Raw genomic sequence first — 19,448 nt, forward strand, 5'->3', positions numbered from 1 at the left:
CAAGCGGCATTTTCTTGTCCGGAAGCGACATAGCGCTTGCAAGGTTTCGAAAACTGACATAAACATATGTTTATATCTTTTCAAAGAGAATACGCTGATGCATGTCTCGCTCGACACTATGGTGGATACGTTAAAGGCGGCGGCCGAATCCAGCCGATTGCGCATACTGGCACTTCTGTCGCGCGGTGACCTCACCGTTTCCGATCTTACCGAAATTCTCGGCCAGTCGCAGCCGCGCGTTTCGCGGCACCTGAAGCTGCTTCTGGAGGCAGGGCTGATCGGCCGCTACCAGGAAGGGTCCTGGGCCTTCTTCCGCCTGTCGGATGCGGATTCCGCGCGTGACTTCGTCATGGGCCTGGTTTCCGGCATTCGCGGCGCCGATCCGCAGGTCGAGCGCGATCTTGAGCGCCTGGCCTCGGTCAAGCGCAAGCGGCAGGACCGGGCGGTCGAGTATTTTTCCGTGAATGCGGCAAGCTGGGACCATATCCGCTCGCTTCATGTGCCGGACCGCGCCGTCGAAGCCGCAATGCTGAAACTGGTCGGCAAGCGGCCGTTCCAGTCGATGCTCGATCTCGGCACCGGCACCGGGCGGCTGCTCGAAATCTTCTCGCCGCTCTATCGGCGCGGTGTCGGCATCGACATGTCGCGCGAGATGCTGACCGTAGCGCGCGCCAATCTCGACAAGGCCGGCGTTTCGAACGCGCAGGTTCGGCAGGGCGACATCTTCGCGCCGCCGGTCGAGCGCGATGCCTTCGATCTCGTCACCATCCATCAGGTGCTGCACTATCTCGACGATCCCGCCCGCGCCATCCACGAGGCGGCGCGGCTTTTGCGTCCGGCAGGACGCCTGGTCATCGTCGATTTCGCGCCGCATGCGCTGGAATTCCTGCGCGAGGAGCATGCGCATATGCGGCTCGGCTTTTCCGACCGGCAGATCGCCGACTGGTTTTCGGAAGCCGGCCTCGATCTCGAAGATGCCCAGGAGTTCGAGCCGCGCGGTGGCAATGAGGCGAGGCTCACCGTGAAACTCTGGCTCGGCCGCGATCGGCGCCTGCTGATTGCCGATCCTTCCAACGACACAAGGCAGGCCAAAGCGAACTCGATGGGGGAAATCGCATGAACCAGTTCCGCTTTTCCCGCCGCCCCGACATCGGCGACAAGGTCAGGGTTTCCTTCGAATTCTTCCCGCCGAAGACGGACGAGATGGAAGCGAGGCTGTGGGAGACGGTCACGAGGCTGGAGCCGCTGAAGCCGAAATTCGTCTCGGTGACCTACGGCGCCGGCGGCTCGACACGGGAGCGCACCGCGCGCACTGTAAAGCGCATCCTGACGGAAACCGGTATTCCTGCAGCGGCGCATCTGACCTGCGTCGGGGCAACGCGCGACGAGGTCGATGCGGTCATCCGGGATTACAAATCGATCGGCATCAACCGGTTCGTGGCGCTGCGCGGCGACCCGGCCTCCGGCGTCGGCGAGCCCTACCGGCCGCATCCCGGTGGCTACGAGAATGGCGCGGAACTGGTCGCCGGGCTCAAGACGATCGCGGATTTCGACATCTCCGTCGCGGCTTACCCGGAAAAGCATCCGCAAAGCCCCGATTTCGCCACCGACATCGAGATGCTGAAGCGCAAGGTCGACAATGGCGCGACGCGGGCGATCACCCAGTTCTTCTTCGACAACGATCTCTACGAGCGCTATGTCGAGCGCGTCCGCCGCGCCGGCATCTACATCCCGATCGTGCCGGGCATCCAGCCGGTTCACAGTTTCAAGCAGGTCGCGAACTTTTCCGCGAGGGCGGGCGCGCATGTGCCCGGCTGGCTGGCGGAGCGTTTCGAAGGCCTCGACAAGGACCCGCAGACGCATGCGCTGGTGGCATCGGCGGTGGCAGCCGAACAGGTCATGGACCTGGTCGAGCGCGGTGTCGGCGATTTCCACTTCTACACCATGAACCGCGCCGATCTGGTCTTTGCCATCTGCCATATGATCGGTATTCGCTCGCACGAGGCGGCGGCCGCCGGATCAGCCGCGGCATGAGGTCGGGCTCAACAACAAAAGGCCGGGAAAACCCGGCCTTTTGAATTGGTTGGACTATTTGGGTGCTGGTCTTCCCCGCTTTGGCGGTCAGGGAAGGAAGCCCATAATGAGGGCTCCGATAAAGGCGAACGCAGCACAGATCATCAATGCGTTGATAGGCCTCGTAAGTCCCATGACATAGCCTCCTCTTAAAGAGCTATGTCATGGAGTCTAGGTTCATTTGTGCCACAGGCAAGCGGAAAATGTGCTGCATTGCGACGTGATTGTGAAATCCGCGACATGTCTTTTGCCGTTAGGCTTTGAAACTCCTAGGCAAATACCGACTTCAGACCTGTGAATAAAATGTGGCCGGCTCGTGTCGCTGCCGTGTCATGGCAGCGCTACCGCCGCGAAAGTCGAATGCGACTTTCGCGTCGATGTGGGGGTTCAAAGGACGCGCTAACGTCTTCCAAGGACGCGCCCGTCGATGGTGATGAGGCCGAGCGCGATCAGCACCACCCCGCCGATTTCGAACAGCTCCAGCCGCTCGCCTAGGAACAGGAAGCCGAGCAGCATGGCACTGGCCGGCGCGACAAGCGTGACCAGCGAGGCGTTGGTAGCGCCCGCCGAGGCGACGAGGTTGAAATAGAGGATGTAGGCGACGGCTGTGGACAGAAGTGCCAGCGCCAGCACCGCCGCCCATACCGGCGGCGAGGCCGAGAACACGCCGGATGGGCCGTAGGTGAAGAGCACGATCGGGATCATGATGATGGTCGAAGCGGTCAACTGCCCGGTGGCGACGACCGGCGAGGGCACGCCCTTGAAGCGGCGGGCGACCATCAGCGCAATGCCATAGGACAGCGAAGCGCCGATCAGCGCGAATTTGGCCCAGACCGGGCCGCCAAGCCCGGAAAGCAGGCCGGGGCCGATCATGACGGCCGTACCGGCGATGCCGAGCGCAATGCCGGCGAGCTTGTTCCAGGAGAGCTTTTCGTCCGATGTCAGCGTATTGGCGAGAATCAATGTCCAGAACGGCGTCGTGGCGTTGAGCACCGAGGCGACGCCGGCGCCAAGCTCCGTCTGGCCGGCGAAGATCAGCGAAAAGGGCACCACATTGTTGGTGAGCGCCAGCAGGAAGAACAGGCCTGCATGCGGAAGCGCGAGGCGGAAGGACGGGCCGCGCAGGCCGAGATAGATCTGTAGCGCGATCGCGGCGATGGCGACGCGAAACAGCACCAGCACCAGCGGGGGGAGTTCGGCCACCGCGATGCGGGCAAAGAAGAACGAGCCGCCCCAGATCGCGCCGAGCAGCAGGAGCTGCCCCCAGTCCTTGAGCACCATCGGCCCGCGCGGTGCTGATGTCGCGGCTATTGTCATGTGAGTCGCCCTCCCAGACGGCCTGAATGCCAGTCAGTCAGGCAGAAGCCATATCGGACTCAGTGACAAGAGCCACCCGAAACCTGATCGCTGGCAAACGTTGCTGGCAAAGACCTAGCGCCCCAGCGTCAGCCGCACGAGACACAGAATTGTTTTCATTAGCCGCTAGCTTGGATTAATTGTGCGCAGCCGAAGTGAGGATTCGTCCATGCAGCGATTCGAGAATGCCCGCGAGGCGGCACTGGCGCTTCGTCCGGACGATCCGGTCTATTGCTTCCGCCCGCAAGTGCTGATGGCGGATGCCAGGCAGTTCATGGGCATGTTCCCCGGCAAGACCGCCTATGCGGTCAAGACCAATGGCGAGCAGATCGTGCTGAAGACGCTGGTCGAAGCCGGCGTCAAGGCTTTCGACGTCGCTTCGCCGGGCGAGTTCGCTGCCGTGCGTGCCGTTTCCCCCGATGCCGAGATGCTCTACATGCACCCGGTCAAGGCGCAGTCGGACATCAAGCTGGCGCTGGAGAAATACGCCATCCGCGTCATTTCGCTCGATCATGAGGACGAGATCACCAAGCTGACGCGTGTGGTGCGGGCTCTCGACATCGATCCGGGCTCGATCAGCGTGTTCGTGCGGGTGCAGACCAAGGGGCATGCCGCCTACGAACTGTCGAAGAAGTTCGGCGCCGGGCCGGCCTATGCCGTCGAGCTCGCCGAGCGGCTGAACCGCACCGGCTACAAGGTCGGCCTGTGCTTCCATGTCGGCAGCCAGATCGAGGATCCCGATACCTATGAGCGGGCGCTGGCTTCCGCCGACTGGGTGCGCAACCGGCTGACCTTCGATATTGCCGGGCTCGATGTCGGCGGCGGTTTCCCCGCCGAATACGGCCACGACCCCAACCGCAAGCAGATCGAGATGCCGTCGCTTGGCCAGATCATGTCGCGGCTGTCGGGCGATCTGAAGGAGTATCAGTTCGACCAGATGCCGCTGGTGGCTGAGCCCGGCCGGGTGATCGTGGCGCGCTGCCTGTCGCTGATCGTGCGGGTGTTGCTGCGCAAGGGCAAGCGGCTCTACATCAATGACGGCATCTGGGCCTCGCTGTCGGATTCATGGACCGGCAAGATCACGCTGCCGGCGCGCTTCATTCCCGACCCGGCGATCCGCTCGCGCAATGGCGAGGAGAAGAACATCGTGCCGTTCAAGGTCTGCGGCGCGACCTGCGATTCCGTCGACATCCTGTCGCGGCCGTTCTGGCTGCCGGAAACGGTCGATACCGGCGACTGGATCGAGATCGGCCATATCGGCGCCTATTCGCTGTCGCTGAGGACCCGCTTCAACGGCTTCTATCCCGACACCTTCGTCGAGGTGACGACGCCGTTCGACGAGGGCGACGCGCCACAGGGTTTTGCCAGTTTGGAGACGATGGCGGATTGAGGGGAATAAGCAGTAGGGAAATAGGGGAATAGGGGAATAGGGGAATAGGGGAATAGGGGAATAGGGGAATAGGGGAATAGGGGAATAGGGGTGGCGGCAGTCACTGCTTCGGGCTAATTTGCCCTACTGCCCTATTGCCCTATAATTTTCCCAACAGCTCCGGCGTCGGCCAGCCATCCACCGGCAAACCTAGCCGCGTCTGCTCCTTGCGGATCGCCTCGCGGGTGTTGGTACCCAAAATGCCGTCGACGGTGCCGACATCGTAGCCCTTGGCTTCCAGCTTGGTCTGCAATGCCTTCATCTGCTCATTGTTGAGACCGGTCTCGGGATTGCGCGGGTCCAACGGCGGCGCGCCTGCCAGCCGTGCGGCAAGGTTGGCTGCCGTCAGCGCATAGGTGAAGGACTGGTTCCATTCGAGGTAAACGTCGAAATTGTCGTAGGTGAGGAAGGCTGGCCCCTTGCGGCCCATCGGCAGCGCGAGGCCTGCTTTCAGGCCGTTATCGACCAGCGGCGCGCCGCTGGGGTAGGTGACGCCCCATTGCGCCCACTGCGACAGCGGCAGCTTGTTGGTGCGACCGGTCTGATCCCACGGCATGTCTTCGGGCACGCGGACTTCCTGGATCCAGGGCTGGTCGCGTTTCCAGCCGCGCGACAGCACCTTGTTGGCAGTGGTCATGATCACATCAGGCACGCTGCCGCGCAGGTCGATCTTGCCGTCGCCGTCGCCGTCGACGCCGCGTGCCAGATAGTCGGAGGGCAGGATCTGCGTCTGGCCGATCTCGCCGGCCCAGGCGCCCCTGACATCGGCCGGCAGCACGCCGCGATCGATCAGTTCCAGAAGCGGCACCAGCTGTTGCCGGAAGAGCTGCGGCCGGCGGCAATCATGGGAAAGCGTCACCAGGGCGCTCAGCGTGTGGAAGTCGCCCTGCACGGCGCCGAAATCGGTCTCCAGTGCCCAGAAGGCGGCGATGATCGGCGCCTGGACGCCGAACTGCTGGTCGGCTCGGGCGAAGACATCCGCGTATTTCTTTATGTTCGCCGCACCTTGCTTCAGGCGATAGGCCGAGATCATCCGGTTGGAAAACTCGACAAAGGTTTGGGTGAAGACGCCCTGGGCGCGGTCGCGCGCCAACACCTTGTCATCTAAGGTTGCCGCTTCAAGGGCGTCGAGACCCACTGTACCTACGCCGGCCGCCTTGGCTTCCGCGGCGACGCCCTGCTTCCAGGATTCGAAGTCGCCGCCGCATTCCTGCGCCATCGCCGGCAAGGCCGTGGCGCACAGGGTCAGCGCAGCCGCGAAGACTTTGGAACGCAGTCGCATCAGCTTCCTTTCGAAACGAACAGGGGGTCATTTGTTGCGCTCCCCCCGGGAAGCCCAACGCCCTGAATTACCGGCGGTTGCACTCTTTACCGCTGGCTGTGTCGAAAAGCAGGCGGCAGGCCCGGTGTCAACGGTGTTCTGCGGCAGCTTCTTATTCCGGAATGCTTCGCTGCCGTTGCAGCGGTTCAACGGAAGCTCTGCTGGAGTGCTTTTGATCCAGGGCGGTGCTGCCGTTGAACCTGACGTCAACGGGTGTTCTGCCGCAGCCATTTGTTCCAGGCGGCTTCGCTGCCGTTGAAGACGTTGATGTCGGACTTGCCGGTCATGCCGGGAACGATGCCGGTTCCGGTGTACTGCCAGAAGGTGAAGGGGTGGCTGCCGTATTTCTCACGCGGATGGCCGGCGACGGAACGCAGCCAGTAGGGATAGCCGCGGAACCCTGACAGCCCGTTGTCGTCGAAGAAGTCGACGGAAGTGTAGATGATCGGCTTCTTGCCGTAATGGCGTTCGACGATTTCGAGGAAGGTGGTCATCTCCGCGCGCACCGTGGCGGCGTCGGGACGCAGCCTGCAGGTCGGCGATTGCGGGTTCCATTCCATGTCGAGGACCGGCGGCATCGCCGAGCGATCGACGGGGACGTTGCGGATGAACCAGCGCGCCTGAACGGCGGCCGGGGTGCAGAAATAATAGAAATGATAGGCGGCTCGCGGAATCCCGTTGGCCTTCGTGCGCGCCCAATGCTCGCTGAAATACTCGTCGAAACGGTCGCCGCCCTCGGTCGCCTTGATGAAGGCGAAGGAGATGCCGCTCGCCCTGGCAGCCGGCCAGTCGACCGAGGTCTGGTATTTGGAAACATCGGTGCCGTGGACGGCATAGTTCCACGGCGCGCCGCTCTCCCATTCATGCGGCTTGGAGTCGGCAAAGCGCGGCGCGCGCACGGCAACCGTCGGGCTGCTCGAAGCGGATGGCGACAGCGGCGAGAGATCGTCGACGGTCGAGCAAGCACCAAGCAGCGCTAGCATGATCAGGCCCGCAAGACGGCGCATCGCAATTCCCGAGCCGGATTCAGCCGGTCGCTGATGGGTCTTTACACTGTTGGCCTGCTTTGTGATCGGGCCCCCTCCGAACGATCGCCCCACAGCATCGCTCAGCATATCCTGTGATCGCCGATCATGGTTGATAATCCGTTGATGACGCTCGACAAGCATTGTGATTTGCGGAAGCAATGGCGGCAAATCGATGACATAAGGGTCGCGCAGGGCCCGGAGGAAATAAATGCGGATCGTGGTCAAGATCGTCAAATGGCTGCTTGGCCTGATCGTCCTAGTGATCGCAGCACTTTTTGCCTGGCTTTATATCGCGCCACCGGAGTTGATCAGGGTTGGCTCGGGCTACTCGGCCAAGATCGTCTGTTCGAACGTTTTTATCGCCGGCCGCGATCCCAATGAGGTGCTGGCCGTCGACGTGCAGGCACCCGGGCATCCCCTGCTGCGGTTAATGCGGGTTTCGGTGGACAAGAACAGGGGAACGGTGTCTGCCGGCCTGTTCGGTTTCCTCGGCAAGAGCGTCGCCGTAGCCCGCGACGGGCTTGGCTGCGCTTCGGTTCCGGACGGCGACGTAGGAAAGGTGCGGCGGACCGCGATCCAAGCGGAGCCGTCCGCAGTCACCATGGGCGACCTGTGGCCGGAAGGCGAACGGGTCGAGGCATCACAGGATCCGGTTGTTGCCAAGCTGCTGGATGATGCGGCGCTGATCGGCACCGGCATGCGCGCGGTGGTGGTGGTCAAGAATGGCCGTGTCGTCGCCGAGCGCTACGGCGATGGCTTTTCCGCCAGGACGCCGCTGCTCGGCTGGTCGATGACCAAAACGGTGAATGCCGCCATCGTCGGTACGTTGGTCAAGGACGGCAAGATGGCTTTCGACAACAAAAACCTGTTCGCGCCGTGGAAGGCGGACGGCCGCGCCGCGATCAGCCTTGCCGACATGATGGCGATGTCGAGCGGGCTGGAGTTCAACGAGGATTATGGCGACGTCGCCGACGTCACGCGCATGCTCTATCTCGAACCTGACATGGCGGGCTTTGCCGAATCCAAGCCGCTGGCTGCAGAGGTCGGCAAACAGTTTTCCTATTCGAGCGGCACGGCGGTGATGCTGTCGCGCCTCTGGCAGGACGCGGTCGGCGACAAGGCCAGGGCGCTGACGTGGCCGCGCACGGCGCTATTCGAGCCGCTCGGCATGCACAGCGCGGTGCTCGAGACCGACGAGCTGGGCACCTTCGTCGGCTCGTCCTATCTCTACGCAACCGCGCATGACTGGGCGCGCTTCGGCCAGTTCCTGCTGCAAGGCGGGGTGTGGAACGGCAACCAGATCCTGCCGGCCGGTTTCGTCGACTGGATGCGAGAGCCGGCATCCGCCTCGAAGGTCTACGGCAAGGGCCAATTGTGGATCGAGGCCCCGGGCGATGAGGAAAACCCCGGCGCCGGTGTCGCGGCAGGCCTGCCCAAGGACACGTACTGGATGGAAGGCCATGACGGGCAGACGGTTGCCATCATTCCCTCGGAGCAGTTGGTGGTGGTGCGGCTGGGGCTGACGCCTGCCAAGCTTGGCTATCGGCCGCAGACGATGGTGGGGGCGTTGGTGAAGGCACTCCATTAAGGTGCATTGACATTCAGGTGAGGTCGGCCTGCAAATGGCAGTTTCACCTTGGCTAGCCGCGCGGCCCGATAACCGCCAGCCAGGCGTAGCCGCGATAAAGCGTGCGGAAACGGAAGCTTGCGCCGGTTCGCCGAGATTCCGATTCCAGCACTTCGCGCAGCGATTCACGAGGCGCGACGTGGAATTTTTTCAGCCAGCCGCGCAGCAGTGTGCGAAACCAGCGCGGCAGGCCTTCCTGCTGGCCGAAATCGACGATGTGCAGCGAACCGTTCGGCGACAGGGCGGCAAGTGCCGCCGATACTGTTTTTTCCCAGCCGGGGATCATCGACAGCGAATAGGACACGAAGACACGGTCGAAGCGTTCGACATGGAAGAGTGCACGGGCATCGAAATCGGTGGCATCGCCCCTAGCCAATATGACGCGACCGGACAGGCCCTCGCGGTCGATCGCCTTTCCGGCCGTCTCCAGCATTGCGGCCGAAATATCGAGTCCGTAGAAGCGCGCATGGGGATAGCGGCGGGCAGCCAGAATGATGTTGCGCCCGGTGCCGCAGCCGAGTTCAAGCACGGTGCCACCGACAGGCACGTCGAGGCCTGATATCAGCCGGTCGCGGCCGAGCAGGTAGTATTTGCGGGTCAGGTCGTAGATGTGGCGCTGCCAGCGGTAGACGCCGTCCATCAGTTCGGCGTGATTGGCCTTGAATTCGGGGCTGGCCGGCAGCTCGCTGCTGCTCATGCCGCGCGCTTTACGTAGAGATGGAAGCCGCCATAGATGGCCGAGCGGTCGCGGGCCGAAAATTCCCGCGAAGCCTGGTCCTGATAGTCCCATTGGTCGAGCAGCGAACTGGAGACGCGACCCGGCAGCAGGCTGGGCTCGGCGGCGGTGCGGAAGATGACGCGGGCGCCGGCCGAAGCCGTGCGGGTGATTTCCGCCCACAGCGCGTTGAGCTGATCGTCGGTCATCCAGTCCTGTGCGTCGAGCAGGACGAAGCGGTCGACCGCGCCTGCATCCTTGCCGGCGAGAAACTCGATCAGATTGGCATGGTGGATGGCGACGCGGCCGACATTGCCGCGGATGGTCTCGTAATTCTGCTTTTCGAGATAGGCGGGCAGGGCGGCCTCGCCGGGGTTCGGATAGCGGCGGGCAAAGGCTTGCCAGGCGAAGTAGTTATTCTCCAGCGGAAAATCGCAAGCGAGTTTTTCCAGCCGGGCTTTCAGCACGCTGGCCATGGTGCCGTCGCCAGAAGTGATCAGCGAATCGTACTGCGCCGGTGGAATGCCGAGGCCGAACAGTGAAGCCTTGCGCGACGTCGCCCATCTCAAAAGCTTGTTGTCGAAGACCGGCGCCAACTCCTCGTTGAAGAAGCGGCGCTGCTCGCCGATGTTCCTGGCCTGCATGATGCCGGCTGGGTCGACGCCGAAGAATTTTCCCGTGCGATGGCCCATGGCGATGAACAGGCCGAGCAGGCCGGTCTGGTAGAAATTGCGGTCGAACACAGTGATGCGACGGCGCCCGCGCCAGTTGCGGCGCTCCCAGTAGTGACGGCTGACAGGATCGAGATGCGGCGCGATGAAACGGTCATACGCTTTCGAATTGTGGCTGGTGTCGGCGGCTCCGAAGAAGCGGAACAGATCGCCCTGCGATGGCAAATGGCGCACCGCCTCCAGCTTCATGCGGTTCAGCGCGATATGCGCGGTGTTGAGGTCGACGGCGTCGACCCGGGCCGGCGAGCGCGTGAGGTAGGCCAGGATGTTGCAGCCGCCCGAGGCGATGGTGACGACGCGGTGGCCCTGGCCAAGCTGCATCGCCTCCATGTCGACATCGGGGTCTTCCCAGATCTGCGGATAGACGAGGCCGGAGAACAGGAAAGCGAACAGCCGCTCCGAAATGCCGGCCTTCGACAGCGGGCGGTTCTGGTAGACGGCCTTTCCAACTTCCTTGCCGCGGCGAAAAACCAGATCTGCGGAAACGTCCGTCATGGCAAGATGATTCCCCATTTGCTTTGCCGCAAGCGGGTAGCGCAGGGCCATGACAGGCCGGTGACAGCCTGTTGACGCCTCTTCTTACGGTTTACCAAATCCCCCCGGCGTCGGCGTCGTCAGGATGACGGCGTCTCCTGCCTGCAGCACGGTCTGGTCGCAGGCTTTCAGCAGGTCGATCGTGCCGTCCTTGCGGCGGATCTTGGTCGAGCCGACCTCGCCATCGCCGCCTCCGTCCAGCCCCTTGGGAGGACGGTTGCGGTGCGAGGACAGGATCGCGCATTCCATCTTTTCGAGGAAGCGGATGGTGCGTTTGGTGCCGTCGCCGGCGCTCCATCTGCCCTTGCCGCCGGAATTTTCCCGAATGTGGAAATCCTCGAGCAGCACGGGAAAGCGCAGTTCCAGCACTTCCGGATCGGTGAGGCGCGAATTGGTCATGTGGGTGTGGACGCCGGAGGTGCCGGCAAAGCCGCGGCCGGAGTTCATCTGGCCGGCCGGCGAGCCGGAGCAGATCGTCTCGTAGTACTGGTACGTCTTGTTGCCGAAGGTCAGGTTGTTCATCGTGCCTTGGGCGTTGGCCATGGCGCCCATGGCGCCGAACAGCGCGTTGGTGACATGCTGCGAGGTCTCGACATTGCCGGCGACGACGGCGGCGGGGTAGGCGGGTTTCAGCATGCAGCCATCGGGAATGATGATCTTGATGGGCCGCAGGCACCCGGCATTCATCGGGATCATATCCTCGACCATGACGCGGAAGGCGTAGAGCACGGCGGCGCGGGCCACCGGCTCGGGCGCGTTGAAATTGTTCTTCATCACCGGCGAGGTGCCGGTGAAGTCGACGGTCGCCTCGCGCTTTTGCCGGTCGACCGTGATCTTCACCTTGATGATCTGGCCGGTGTCGGTCGGGTATTCGTACTCAGAACTATCCGGCAGCCGCTCCAGCACGCGGCGCACGCTTTCGGCGGCATTGTCCTGGACATGGCCCATATAGGCCTCGACGACATCGAGGCCGAAATGGGTGACCATCTTGCGCAGTTCGGCTACGCCCTTCTCATTGGCGGCGATCTGCGCCTTGAGGTCGGCGATGTTCTGGTGCGGATTGCGGGCCGGGTAGCGGTGATCGGTGAGCAGCGTTTCCAGCTCCTTCTCGCGGAAGCGGCCACGGTCGACGATGCGGAAATTGTCGAACAGCACGCCTTCCTCGTCGACCGTGGTGGCGAGCGGCGTCATCGAGCCGGGTGCCGTGCCACCGATATCGGCATGATGGCCGCGCGAGGCGGCCCAGAACAGGATTCTTTCCTTGGCATCATCGAAGACCGGCGTCACGACAGTGATGTCCGGCAGATGCGTGCCGCCATTATAGGGTGCGTTGAGGGCAAAGACGTCGCCGGGGTGGATGTCGCCGGAATTCAGCCGGATGATGGTTTCGACCGAGCGGTCCATCGAGCCGAGATGTACCGGCATGTGCGGCGCATTGGCGACCAGCGCGCCGGTCCGGTCGAAGACGGCGCAGGAAAAATCCAGCCGTTCCTTGATGTTGACGGAATAGGCGGTGTTCTGCAGCGTGACGCCCATCTGCTCGGCGATCGACATGAAGAGGTTGTTGAAGACCTCCAGCATGACCGGATCGGCCTCGGTGCCGAGCGCTGCCTGCCGGCGCTTTTTCTCGACGCGGCGCAGGAGCACGTGGTTCCTGGCGGTGATTTCGGCCAGCCAGCCCGGCTCGATGACGATTGTCTGGTTCGGCTCGATAATCAAGGCAGGTCCCGCAACCCTGTTTCCCGGCTTCAGCGCCTCGCGGCGGAAGATGGGTGAAGTGCGCCACGCTCCCTCGGTGAAGATTTCGCGGGTCTGTGAAGGGCTTACGGCAAGGTCTTCGGTTCGCGATTCAGTTTCGTCGCGCCCAGTGCCGCCGGTGTCGGTGCCTTCGACGCCGACGGTCTCGACGATCATCGGCTTGTCGTCATAGACGAAACCGAACTGCGCCTTGTGGGCGATTTCAAAATCGCGCCTGGCCTGGAAAATCGAATCCGCCTCGAAATTCACCGGCAGTGTCGTGTCGGTGCCGTCATAGCGAATGTGCAGCACCGGCTTCGTGGCGACCGTATCCTCGCCGATGCCTTGCGCCGCGAGTTCGGCGATGACGGCTTCTCTCAAGATGGCAATGAGGTTGCCGATCTCCGTTCTGGACTCTTCGGCAAGGGGCTTCAGCAGCGCCTGCTGGCGCGAGGCAAAGACCGAGGACAGGCCGATGCCATAGGCCGACAGAAGACCTGAGAAGGGATGGATCAGCACCGCTTCCATGCCGAGCGCATCGGCGACCAGGCAAGCGTGCTGGCCGCCGGCGCCCCCGAAACAGTTCAATAGATATTCGGTGACGTCGTAGCCGCGCTGCACGGAGATCTTCTTGATGGCATTGGCCATGTTTTCGACGGCGATGGTGACGAAGCCCTCGGCGACAATCTCGGGCGACCGGCCGTCGCCGATTTCGGCGGCGAGTGCGGCGAATTTTGCCCCTACCGTCTCGACGTCGAGCGTCTGGTCCTGGCCGGGTCCGAAAATGGCCGGGAAGAAATCGGGCTGCAGCTTGCCCAGCATCACATTGGCGTCGGTGACGGCGAGCGGGCCGCCGCGCCGGTAGGCTGCCGGGCCGGGATTGGCGCCAGCCGAATCCGGCCCGGCCCGGAAGCGGCCGGCCTCGTAGTGCAGGATCGAGCCGCCGCCGGCGGCGACGGTATGGATGCGCATCATCGGCGCGCGGATGCGCACGCCGGCGACCTCGGTGTCGAAGGCGCGCTCATATTCGCCGTCATAGTGAGCGACGTCGGTCGAGGTGCCGCCCATGTCGAAACCGATGACCTTGTCGAAGCCGGCGAGCCTGGCCGTCTCGACCATGCCGACGACGCCGCCGGCTGGTCCTGACAGCAGTGCGTCCTTGCCCTGGAAGATGTCGGCGGCGGTGAGACCGCCCGACGACATCATGAACATCAGGCGGGGAAATTGATCGCTCTCCCCCACAAGGGGGGAGCTTGGCGCCGCACCCAACTCTCCCGCCACCCTTTGCACATAGCGCGACAGGATCGGCGACAAATAGGCGTCGACCACCGCGGTGTCGCCGCGGCCGACCAGCTTGATCAGCGGCGAGACCTCATGGCTGACCGAGACCTGGCTGAAACCGAGTTTGCGGCAGACTTTCGCCACCGCCTTCTCGTGGTCGGGGTATTTCCAGGCGTGCATGAAGACGATGGCGACCGCATCGATGCCATCGGCCCTGGCCTGTTCGATCGCCGGCCGGCAGGCGGCGATATCGAGCAATTGTTCGACGCAGCCATCGGCGCGCACACGCTCGTTGATTTCGATGACGCGCTCGTAGAGCTGTTCGGGAAGGATGATCTCCTTGGCGAAGATGTCCGGGCGCGCCTGGTAGGCGATCTTCAGCGCATCGCGGAAGCCCTTGGTGATGAGCAAAAGCACGCGGTCGCCCTTGCGCTCCAGCAGCGCATTTGTGGCGACCGTGGTGCCCATCTTGATGTCGCCGATCAGGCCGCTCGGGATCGTGTCGCCGGCCGACAAGCCAAGAAGGTCGCGAATGCCCTGGATGGCGGCATCGTTATAGGCTTCGGGATTTTCGGAGAGAAGCTTGCGCGGGTGCAGCCCGCCTTCCGGATCTCGGCCGATGATATCGGTGAATGTGCCGCCACGGTCGATCCAGAAATCCCATTTTTCGGTCATGACAGCCCCTGGCGCTCTTCTGTTCGATCGGTGTTTCGGCACATGCTGTTAGTTCGCTACGGCCTGAGCGGCAATCGCAAATGAACCAGACGATGTTACATGCGGAAACGCAACGTTACGAAACTCATGGCCGGCTGACGCATTTGTCCTTCGACCGCTCACGGCAACGTGAGCGTGTGTTGAAGGAGAGACAAATGAAAAAGCTCATTCTCGCGTCCGTTTCCGGTTTGGCTTTGCTTGGCGTCGCCGCCTGCAGTGACAGCGGTACGGACAACACCACCACCCAGAGCACCAACCCGCCGGCCGCCGAGGAACCGATGAAGCCGGCCACCCCGGAAGCCACGCCGCCGGCCGCGACGCCTCCGGCAACGGATAATTCGACCACGAAGAGCATCACACCCGAGAAGCCCGCCGAGCCGGCTCCGGCAACACCAGCTCCTGCGCCCGCGCAGTAGTGAGCAAGCAGTACTTCTTGTGATGAATGAGGAAGGCCGGCTCGCGCCGGCCTTTCTCATGTCCTCCGAGCGCCGTGGGCCAATCCCTCTCGCGCGCCGGATCGATTTGTCGCGCAAAGCCTGCGGCACTGTCCCGGCTTGATAGGAGGGAGCGGTGGCTCTAAGAAGCAGGCCATGTCGATTTGGGATCGCCTCGGCGAGTTCATCACCCGCGTTTCATCCTCAACCTCGTCGGGTGTCGCCGACGTTGTCGAGGCTGTGCGTACGGTTTTCTCCGGCGATGCGGATTTGCGCCGGCGTGTCGCCTTTTCGGTGGCGATGATCGCGCTGTCGGCCAAGATGGCCAAAGCCGATGGCATCGTCACCCAGGACGAGGTGCGCGCCTTCCAGGAGATATTCGAAGTGCCGCCGAAGGAGACGCGCAACGTGGCGCGGCTGTTCGATCTCGCCCAGCGCGACGTGGCCGGTTTCGAAACCTATGCCGAGCGGATGGCCCAGATGTGCGGTTCGGGCCATTCCAACTGCGTGATGCTTGAAGACATACTCGACGGTCTGTTCCATATCGCCAAGGCCGACGGGCTGGTGCACGAGCGCGAAGGCCATTTCCTGCACCGCATCGCCGAGATTTTCCGCATCGACGAAGCGCATTACGAAGCCATCATGGCCCGGCACGTCAATCTCGGCGCCGGGGATCCCTATGTCGTGCTGGGCATCGAGCGCGGCAAGCCATTCGAAGAGGTCAGGAAACGCTATCGCAAGCTGGTTTCCGACAATCATCCGGATCGGCTGATCGCGCGCGGCCTGCCTCAGGAATTCATCAAGATCGCGACCACCAGGGTGGCGGCGATCAACGCCGCCTACGAGATGATCGAGCGGGGCCTGCGCCACGCATGAGCGGCTTTCTGCCCGACGAGCCACGTGCCGAAGTCAGGGTATCGCCGAATTTCGGCCCGCGGCGCGAGACACCCAGGCCTGACATGATCGTGCTGCACTACACCGGCATGGCGACCGGCGCCGGGGCCGAGGCCTGGCTTTGCGATCCGGCCAGCGAGGTCTCGTCGCATTATCTGGTCCACGAGAATGGCCATATCGTGCAGATGGTCAGGGAAAGCGACCGCGCCTGGCATGCCGGCAAGAGTTCGTGGTTCGGACGCGCCGACATCAATTCCTGTTCCGTCGGCATCGAGATCGTCAATCCCGGGCATTCGCTGGGCTATCCCGGTTTTCCCCGGCGGCAGATCGATGCCGTGATCGGGCTGTGCCGGGGGATCGCCGGTCGGCATTCGATCGCCGCCGAGCGGGTACTCGCGCATTCCGATGTTGCGCCGGGGCGCAAAATCGATCCCGGCGAGAAGTTTCCGTGGCGGACGCTATTCGAGGCCGGTGTCGGCCATCTCGTTACGGCCGCCCCCGTCAGGCGAGGCGCTACTCTGACAACCGGCGACACCGGCGGCGATATCGAAGCGTTGCAGTCGATGCTGGCGCTCTACGGCTATGGCGTTGAAATATCCGGCGTTTTCGACCGGCAGACGGAGGCGGTGGTCGAAGCCTTCCAACGGCATTTCCGGCCGCGCAAGGTGGACGGCGTTGCCGACGGCTCGACGCTGCGGACGCTGCAAAGGCTGCTTGCTTCCGTGAAGCGCTAATCCCCGGGAGACCTCTCCCAAGCAATTCTTTCCAATCCTTAAGTTACAGGCTGTCACTCAAAGTGACTTGCCGGCCTTGTTTGACACCAATTCGGGCGTCAAACGGCTGACGTGTAGATGTCGGACCCCAAGCCCCCCGGGTTGTTCCGACGTTGGTTAGGCGTTGCTGCGTGAACATCTTCGCGCGGTTCAGACAGAACAGGATCACATGCAGAAATTTACCGTTTTAACGGCAGCTCTTGCTGCCGGCGTAATGACTTTTGCCTTCAGTGCGGCGCATGCAGCGTCATTCAGCCCGCGGGCCGATCAAGGGTTTCCCGTGGTATCCGCAAAAAGCGGCAAGGCAGGCCACGACGCCAAGGCAACAAAGCAGGCATCCGCCAAAGCGGAGACGAAGCGGGCTTCCGCCAAAGCGGAAAAGGCAAGCTGGTCCAAACCGAAGAAGTCCATTGCCAAAAGGCAGACGAAGCGCGGCCGCAAGACCGTCGACATGACGAGAACGGCATCGATCGGCCTCAGGAACGCGGCGGAGTCGACGGCCGCGGTGGCGAGCAGCGGCCAGTATTCCGCAATCGTTGCCCGCTATGCGGCGATCGAAGGCGTGCCCGTGTCGCTCGCCTCGGCGGTCATCAAGATCGAGAGCAACTACCGGCCCAACATCGTCGGCAGCGCCGGCGAGATCGGCCTGATGCAGATCAAGCCGGCCACGGCTCGGATGATGGGCTATAGCGGCTCCGCCAAGGGCCTGTTCGATCCCGACACCAACATCAAATACGGCATGAAATACCTTGCCATGGCACGGAGCCTCGGTGGCGGCACGACCTGCGGCACCATTCTGAAATACAATGCCGGGCACGCCGCAACGCGGATGAACCCCGTGTCGGCAGCCTATTGCGGCAAGGTCAAGGTGCAGATGGCTGCGCTTGGATCGCCCGCATAAGTCAGCTTTTTCGTTTGCGTTTTCGGGCGTGAACCCCTTTATACGCTCTGCCAGCTGGCTGGGCGGCCGCACCCGCAAACGCCGAAAGGTCGTGGGTGAGGAAAGTCCGGGCTCCATGGAAACACGGTGCCGGTTAATGGCCGGCGGGGGCGACCCCAGGGAAAGTGCCACAGAAAGCAAACCGCCACGATCCGGCTTGCCGGATTCGGGGCAAGGGTGAAAGGGTGGGGTAAGAGCCCACCGCGCGACTGGCAACAGGAGCGGCACGGTAAACCCCACCGGGAGCAAGACCGAATAGGGACGGTGCGAGGGGAAACCCTCGAGGGCTGTTTCCGGCTCACCGTCCGGGTAGGTTGCGTGAGGCGCATGGCAACATGCGCCCAAGATGAATGGCCGCCACGTTCTCGCCTCGCAAGGGACGAGGGCCATACAGAACCCGGCTTACAGGCCAGCTGGCAATTTCTCTCCCCCGATATCAAGAGAAATCTCTTGAAATCAGCAGGTTGCGCCCTCGGGCGCGCCTGTTGATTCAAGCCTGTCCGGCCGTTCATCCGAGCCGGGAGCCGCTGATCCCGTCCAGCGACGTCTCGATCGCTTTCCAGAGCTCTTCCACCGGCTCGCAGCCGACCGAGAGGCGGACGAAACCGGCGGAGACCGCATCGCCTCGCTTCAGGCGCCGCTCGGCGGAGGTGTGGACGCCGCCGAAGGATGTCGCGGCCTGCATCAGGGCACAATTGTTGATGAAGTCCTCGGCTTTGTCTTCCGAGGCGAGTTCGAAAGAGATGAGAAAGCCGAAGCGCTCCATCTGGGCGCGGGCTAGGTTGTGCGACGGGTCGCCTTCAAGCCCGGGATAACGCAGGCCGCTGATTGCCTTGTGGCCCTGCAGTCGCCGCGCGATGACTTCCGCCGAGGAACACATGCGATCGAAGCGCACATCCAGTGTCTCCAGGCCGCGGTGCACCAGCCAGGCTTCGAACGGACCGGGAATGCTGCCGGAAACTTCGCGCCAGCCGGTCACGGCGGCGATGATATCGGCATTGCGACTGGCGACATGGCCGAACAGCACGTCGGAATGGCCATTGGGTGCCTTGGTGTCGGCGGCAACGACGATATCGGCGCCGTGGTCGAGCGGTCGTTGGCCGAAAGGGGTCATGGTCGTGTTGTCGACCACAAGAATCGCGCCGGTTTTGTGGACAGCATCGGCAACGGCGGCGATATCGCAGATATCCAGCCCCGGATTGGCAGGGGTTTCGACAAATGCCAGCCGATAGCCATCGAAGCCGCCATCGAGGAAGGTCGAAGTCGGCCTGACATCATAGGTGATGCCGAGCGGCTTGAGGAAGCGCTCGGCCAGCGCTCGTGTCGTGTGATAGCCGTCCGATGGCAGCAGGATACGGTCGCCGGCCTTGAGCACGGCAAAAAACGCCGCCGAGATTGCCGCCATTCCGGAAGGGAACGCGACGCAGGGCGCGTCCTCCAGATGGGCCAGCATATGCTCGACCGCGTCCCAGGTCGGGTTGCTGAATCGCCCGTACTGGTTGAAGCCGGTGGCGTCGCCGGGCGCATGAAAGATGGCGGCCATGGTCAGCGGCAGGGGAATGGAATCGCCCATGGCAAGCCCGCTGCGACGCAGGTGAGGAAGCGCTGCAGCGCGTGACTTTGCTGTTTCAGACATCAAATTTCAGACCCTGTTGGTGACCGGCTGGATGTGGCGAGACGCTATGCCCGGCAGCGGCTCGCGGCAAGGCGCGTCCGGTTGGGCCAGGCGGCTCTAAACGCTTCGTTAGGCTTAATAGACCATAAAGACGAGACGTGTCGTCACGGCTGCTCTCTTTGGTCGGGGCGCGCGTGTTTGTGAAGCCTATTCCCGTTGACGCCCATAGTGCCCCATGATATCCCA

15 protein-coding genes and 1 other RNA gene are annotated in these 19,448 nt (G+C 63.0%); 9 read left to right on the forward strand and 7 right to left on the reverse strand.

Features of this window, described 5'->3' with window-relative positions; all coding sequences use genetic code 11:
- The first annotated feature begins 97 nt into the window (after positions 1-97).
- Together A9K65_RS16950 and metF are read left to right on the forward strand one after the other, a co-directional pair.
- Positions 98-1,120, forward strand: coding sequence for a metalloregulator ArsR/SmtB family transcription factor (locus tag A9K65_RS16950; RefSeq protein ID WP_013530933.1), 1,023 nt, complete (start codon positions 98-100; stop codon positions 1,118-1,120).
- The gene (gene metF / locus A9K65_RS16955; RefSeq protein ID WP_024501484.1) at positions 1,117-2,034 is read left to right on the forward strand and encodes a methylenetetrahydrofolate reductase [NAD(P)H]; all 918 of its coding nucleotides are present in this window, start codon (positions 1,117-1,119) and stop codon (positions 2,032-2,034) included. Before A9K65_RS16950 ends, metF begins: the two co-directional genes overlap by 4 nt.
- Before the next feature lie 438 nt (positions 2,035-2,472).
- Here the strand turns inward: metF and A9K65_RS16960 are convergent, their stop codons facing one another.
- Positions 2,473-3,390 carry a DMT family transporter gene (locus tag A9K65_RS16960; RefSeq protein WP_064993833.1) on the reverse strand — a complete coding sequence of 306 codons (918 nt, stop codon included), beginning with the start codon at positions 3,388-3,390 and terminating at the stop codon, positions 2,473-2,475.
- A 208-nt stretch (positions 3,391-3,598) separates the two neighbouring features.
- Between A9K65_RS16960 and A9K65_RS16965 the strand changes: the two genes are divergently transcribed.
- A complete protein-coding gene (locus tag A9K65_RS16965; RefSeq protein ID WP_013530936.1) occupies positions 3,599-4,819 on the forward strand; it encodes an alanine racemase in 1,221 nt (406 codons plus the stop codon).
- 139 nt (positions 4,820-4,958) lie between these two features.
- Here A9K65_RS16965 and A9K65_RS16970 read toward each other — a convergent pair whose 3' ends face one another.
- A complete protein-coding gene (locus tag A9K65_RS16970; protein ID WP_064993832.1) occupies positions 4,959-6,140 on the reverse strand; it encodes a lytic murein transglycosylase in 1,182 nt (393 codons plus the stop codon).
- Between the two features lie 245 nt (positions 6,141-6,385).
- Positions 6,386-7,186 carry a GH25 family lysozyme gene (locus A9K65_RS16975; protein ID WP_013530938.1) on the reverse strand — a complete coding sequence of 267 codons (801 nt, stop codon included), beginning with the start codon at positions 7,184-7,186 and terminating at the stop codon, positions 6,386-6,388.
- Between the two features lie 229 nt (positions 7,187-7,415).
- Here A9K65_RS16975 and A9K65_RS16980 point away from each other — a divergent pair, with 229 nt between their 5' ends.
- Positions 7,416-8,795 carry a serine hydrolase gene (locus tag A9K65_RS16980; protein WP_064993831.1) on the forward strand — a complete coding sequence of 460 codons (1,380 nt, stop codon included), beginning with the start codon at positions 7,416-7,418 and terminating at the stop codon, positions 8,793-8,795.
- 52 nt (positions 8,796-8,847) lie between these two features.
- On the opposite strand, the gene A9K65_RS16985 is transcribed toward A9K65_RS16980, so the two are convergent.
- From A9K65_RS16985 to A9K65_RS16995, 3 genes are read right to left on the reverse strand one after another with little or no spacing between them, the layout of a single operon-like run.
- On the reverse strand, positions 8,848-9,531 hold the full coding sequence (locus A9K65_RS16985; RefSeq protein WP_064993830.1) for a class I SAM-dependent methyltransferase: 684 nt from the start codon (positions 9,529-9,531) through the stop codon (positions 8,848-8,850).
- Positions 9,528-10,826 carry a DUF3419 family protein gene (locus A9K65_RS16990; protein ID WP_064993829.1) on the reverse strand — a complete coding sequence of 433 codons (1,299 nt, stop codon included), beginning with the start codon at positions 10,824-10,826 and terminating at the stop codon, positions 9,528-9,530. Before A9K65_RS16990 ends, A9K65_RS16985 begins: the two co-directional genes overlap by 4 nt.
- 33 nt (positions 10,827-10,859) lie before the next feature.
- Positions 10,860-14,507 carry a hydantoinase B/oxoprolinase family protein gene (locus tag A9K65_RS16995; RefSeq protein WP_064993828.1) on the reverse strand — a complete coding sequence of 1,216 codons (3,648 nt, stop codon included), beginning with the start codon at positions 14,505-14,507 and terminating at the stop codon, positions 10,860-10,862.
- Positions 14,508-14,587: 80 nt separating this feature from the next.
- On the opposite strand from A9K65_RS16995, the gene A9K65_RS17000 reads away from it, so the two are divergent.
- The 5 genes from A9K65_RS17000 (at position 14,588) to rnpB (ending at position 18,008) form a co-directional block, all read left to right on the forward strand.
- On the forward strand, positions 14,588-14,962 hold the full coding sequence (locus A9K65_RS17000; protein ID WP_244514312.1) for a hypothetical protein: 375 nt from the start codon (positions 14,588-14,590) through the stop codon (positions 14,960-14,962).
- A 174-nt stretch (positions 14,963-15,136) separates the two neighbouring features.
- Positions 15,137-15,856 (forward strand): DnaJ family molecular chaperone, encoded by a 720-nt coding sequence (locus A9K65_RS17005; protein ID WP_063172494.1) that lies wholly within the window; start codon positions 15,137-15,139, stop codon positions 15,854-15,856.
- Positions 15,853-16,608 (forward strand): N-acetylmuramoyl-L-alanine amidase, encoded by a 756-nt coding sequence (locus tag A9K65_RS17010; protein ID WP_064993827.1) that lies wholly within the window; start codon positions 15,853-15,855, stop codon positions 16,606-16,608. The genes A9K65_RS17005 and A9K65_RS17010 overlap by 4 nt, the downstream gene beginning before the upstream one ends.
- A 208-nt stretch (positions 16,609-16,816) precedes the next feature.
- Positions 16,817-17,548 (forward strand): lytic transglycosylase domain-containing protein, encoded by a 732-nt coding sequence (locus A9K65_RS17015; RefSeq protein ID WP_013530946.1) that lies wholly within the window; start codon positions 16,817-16,819, stop codon positions 17,546-17,548.
- Between the two features lie 50 nt (positions 17,549-17,598).
- An RNA gene (gene rnpB / locus A9K65_RS17020) (RNase P RNA component class A) lies at positions 17,599-18,008 on the forward strand.
- Positions 18,009-18,095: 87 nt separating this feature from the next.
- Here rnpB and A9K65_RS17025 read toward each other — a convergent pair.
- Positions 18,096-19,223 (reverse strand): cystathionine gamma-lyase, encoded by a 1,128-nt coding sequence (locus A9K65_RS17025; RefSeq protein ID WP_063172492.1) that lies wholly within the window; start codon positions 19,221-19,223, stop codon positions 18,096-18,098.
- Positions 19,224-19,448: the final 225 nt, after the last annotated feature.

Origin of the sequence: Mesorhizobium sp. WSM1497 (assembly GCF_001672455.2) — a bacterium.
Taxonomy (GTDB): domain Bacteria; phylum Pseudomonadota; class Alphaproteobacteria; order Rhizobiales; family Rhizobiaceae; genus Mesorhizobium; species Mesorhizobium ciceri.

Bases quoted from the DNA above. Each gene is read 5' to 3' on its own strand.
- metF (WP_024501484.1), top strand. From the start codon at position 1,117: ATGAACCAGTTCCGCTTTTCCCGCCGCCCCGACATCGGCGACAAGGTC.
- A9K65_RS16980 (WP_064993831.1), top strand. From the start codon at position 7,416: ATGCGGATCGTGGTCAAGATCGTCAAATGGCTGCTTGGCCTGATCGTC.
- A9K65_RS17010 (WP_064993827.1), top strand. From the start codon at position 15,853: ATGAGCGGCTTTCTGCCCGACGAGCCACGTGCCGAAGTCAGGGTATCG.
- A9K65_RS16960 (WP_064993833.1), bottom strand. From the start codon at position 3,390: ATGACAATAGCCGCGACATCAGCACCGCGCGGGCCGATGGTGCTCAAG.
- A9K65_RS17005 (WP_063172494.1), top strand. From the start codon at position 15,137: ATGTCGATTTGGGATCGCCTCGGCGAGTTCATCACCCGCGTTTCATCC.
- A9K65_RS16990 (WP_064993829.1), bottom strand. From the start codon at position 10,826: ATGGCCCTGCGCTACCCGCTTGCGGCAAAGCAAATGGGGAATCATCTT.
- A9K65_RS17015 (WP_013530946.1), top strand. From the start codon at position 16,817: ATGCAGAAATTTACCGTTTTAACGGCAGCTCTTGCTGCCGGCGTAATG.
- A9K65_RS16950 (WP_013530933.1), top strand. From the start codon at position 98: ATGCATGTCTCGCTCGACACTATGGTGGATACGTTAAAGGCGGCGGCC.
- A9K65_RS16965 (WP_013530936.1), top strand. From the start codon at position 3,599: ATGCAGCGATTCGAGAATGCCCGCGAGGCGGCACTGGCGCTTCGTCCG.
- A9K65_RS16975 (WP_013530938.1), bottom strand. From the start codon at position 7,186: ATGCGCCGTCTTGCGGGCCTGATCATGCTAGCGCTGCTTGGTGCTTGC.
- A9K65_RS16970 (WP_064993832.1), bottom strand. From the start codon at position 6,140: ATGCGACTGCGTTCCAAAGTCTTCGCGGCTGCGCTGACCCTGTGCGCC.
- A9K65_RS16995 (WP_064993828.1), bottom strand. From the start codon at position 14,507: ATGACCGAAAAATGGGATTTCTGGATCGACCGTGGCGGCACATTCACC.
- A9K65_RS17025 (WP_063172492.1), bottom strand. From the start codon at position 19,223: ATGTCTGAAACAGCAAAGTCACGCGCTGCAGCGCTTCCTCACCTGCGT.
- A9K65_RS17000 (WP_244514312.1), top strand. From the start codon at position 14,588: ATGAACCAGACGATGTTACATGCGGAAACGCAACGTTACGAAACTCAT.
- A9K65_RS16985 (WP_064993830.1), bottom strand. From the start codon at position 9,531: ATGAGCAGCAGCGAGCTGCCGGCCAGCCCCGAATTCAAGGCCAATCAC.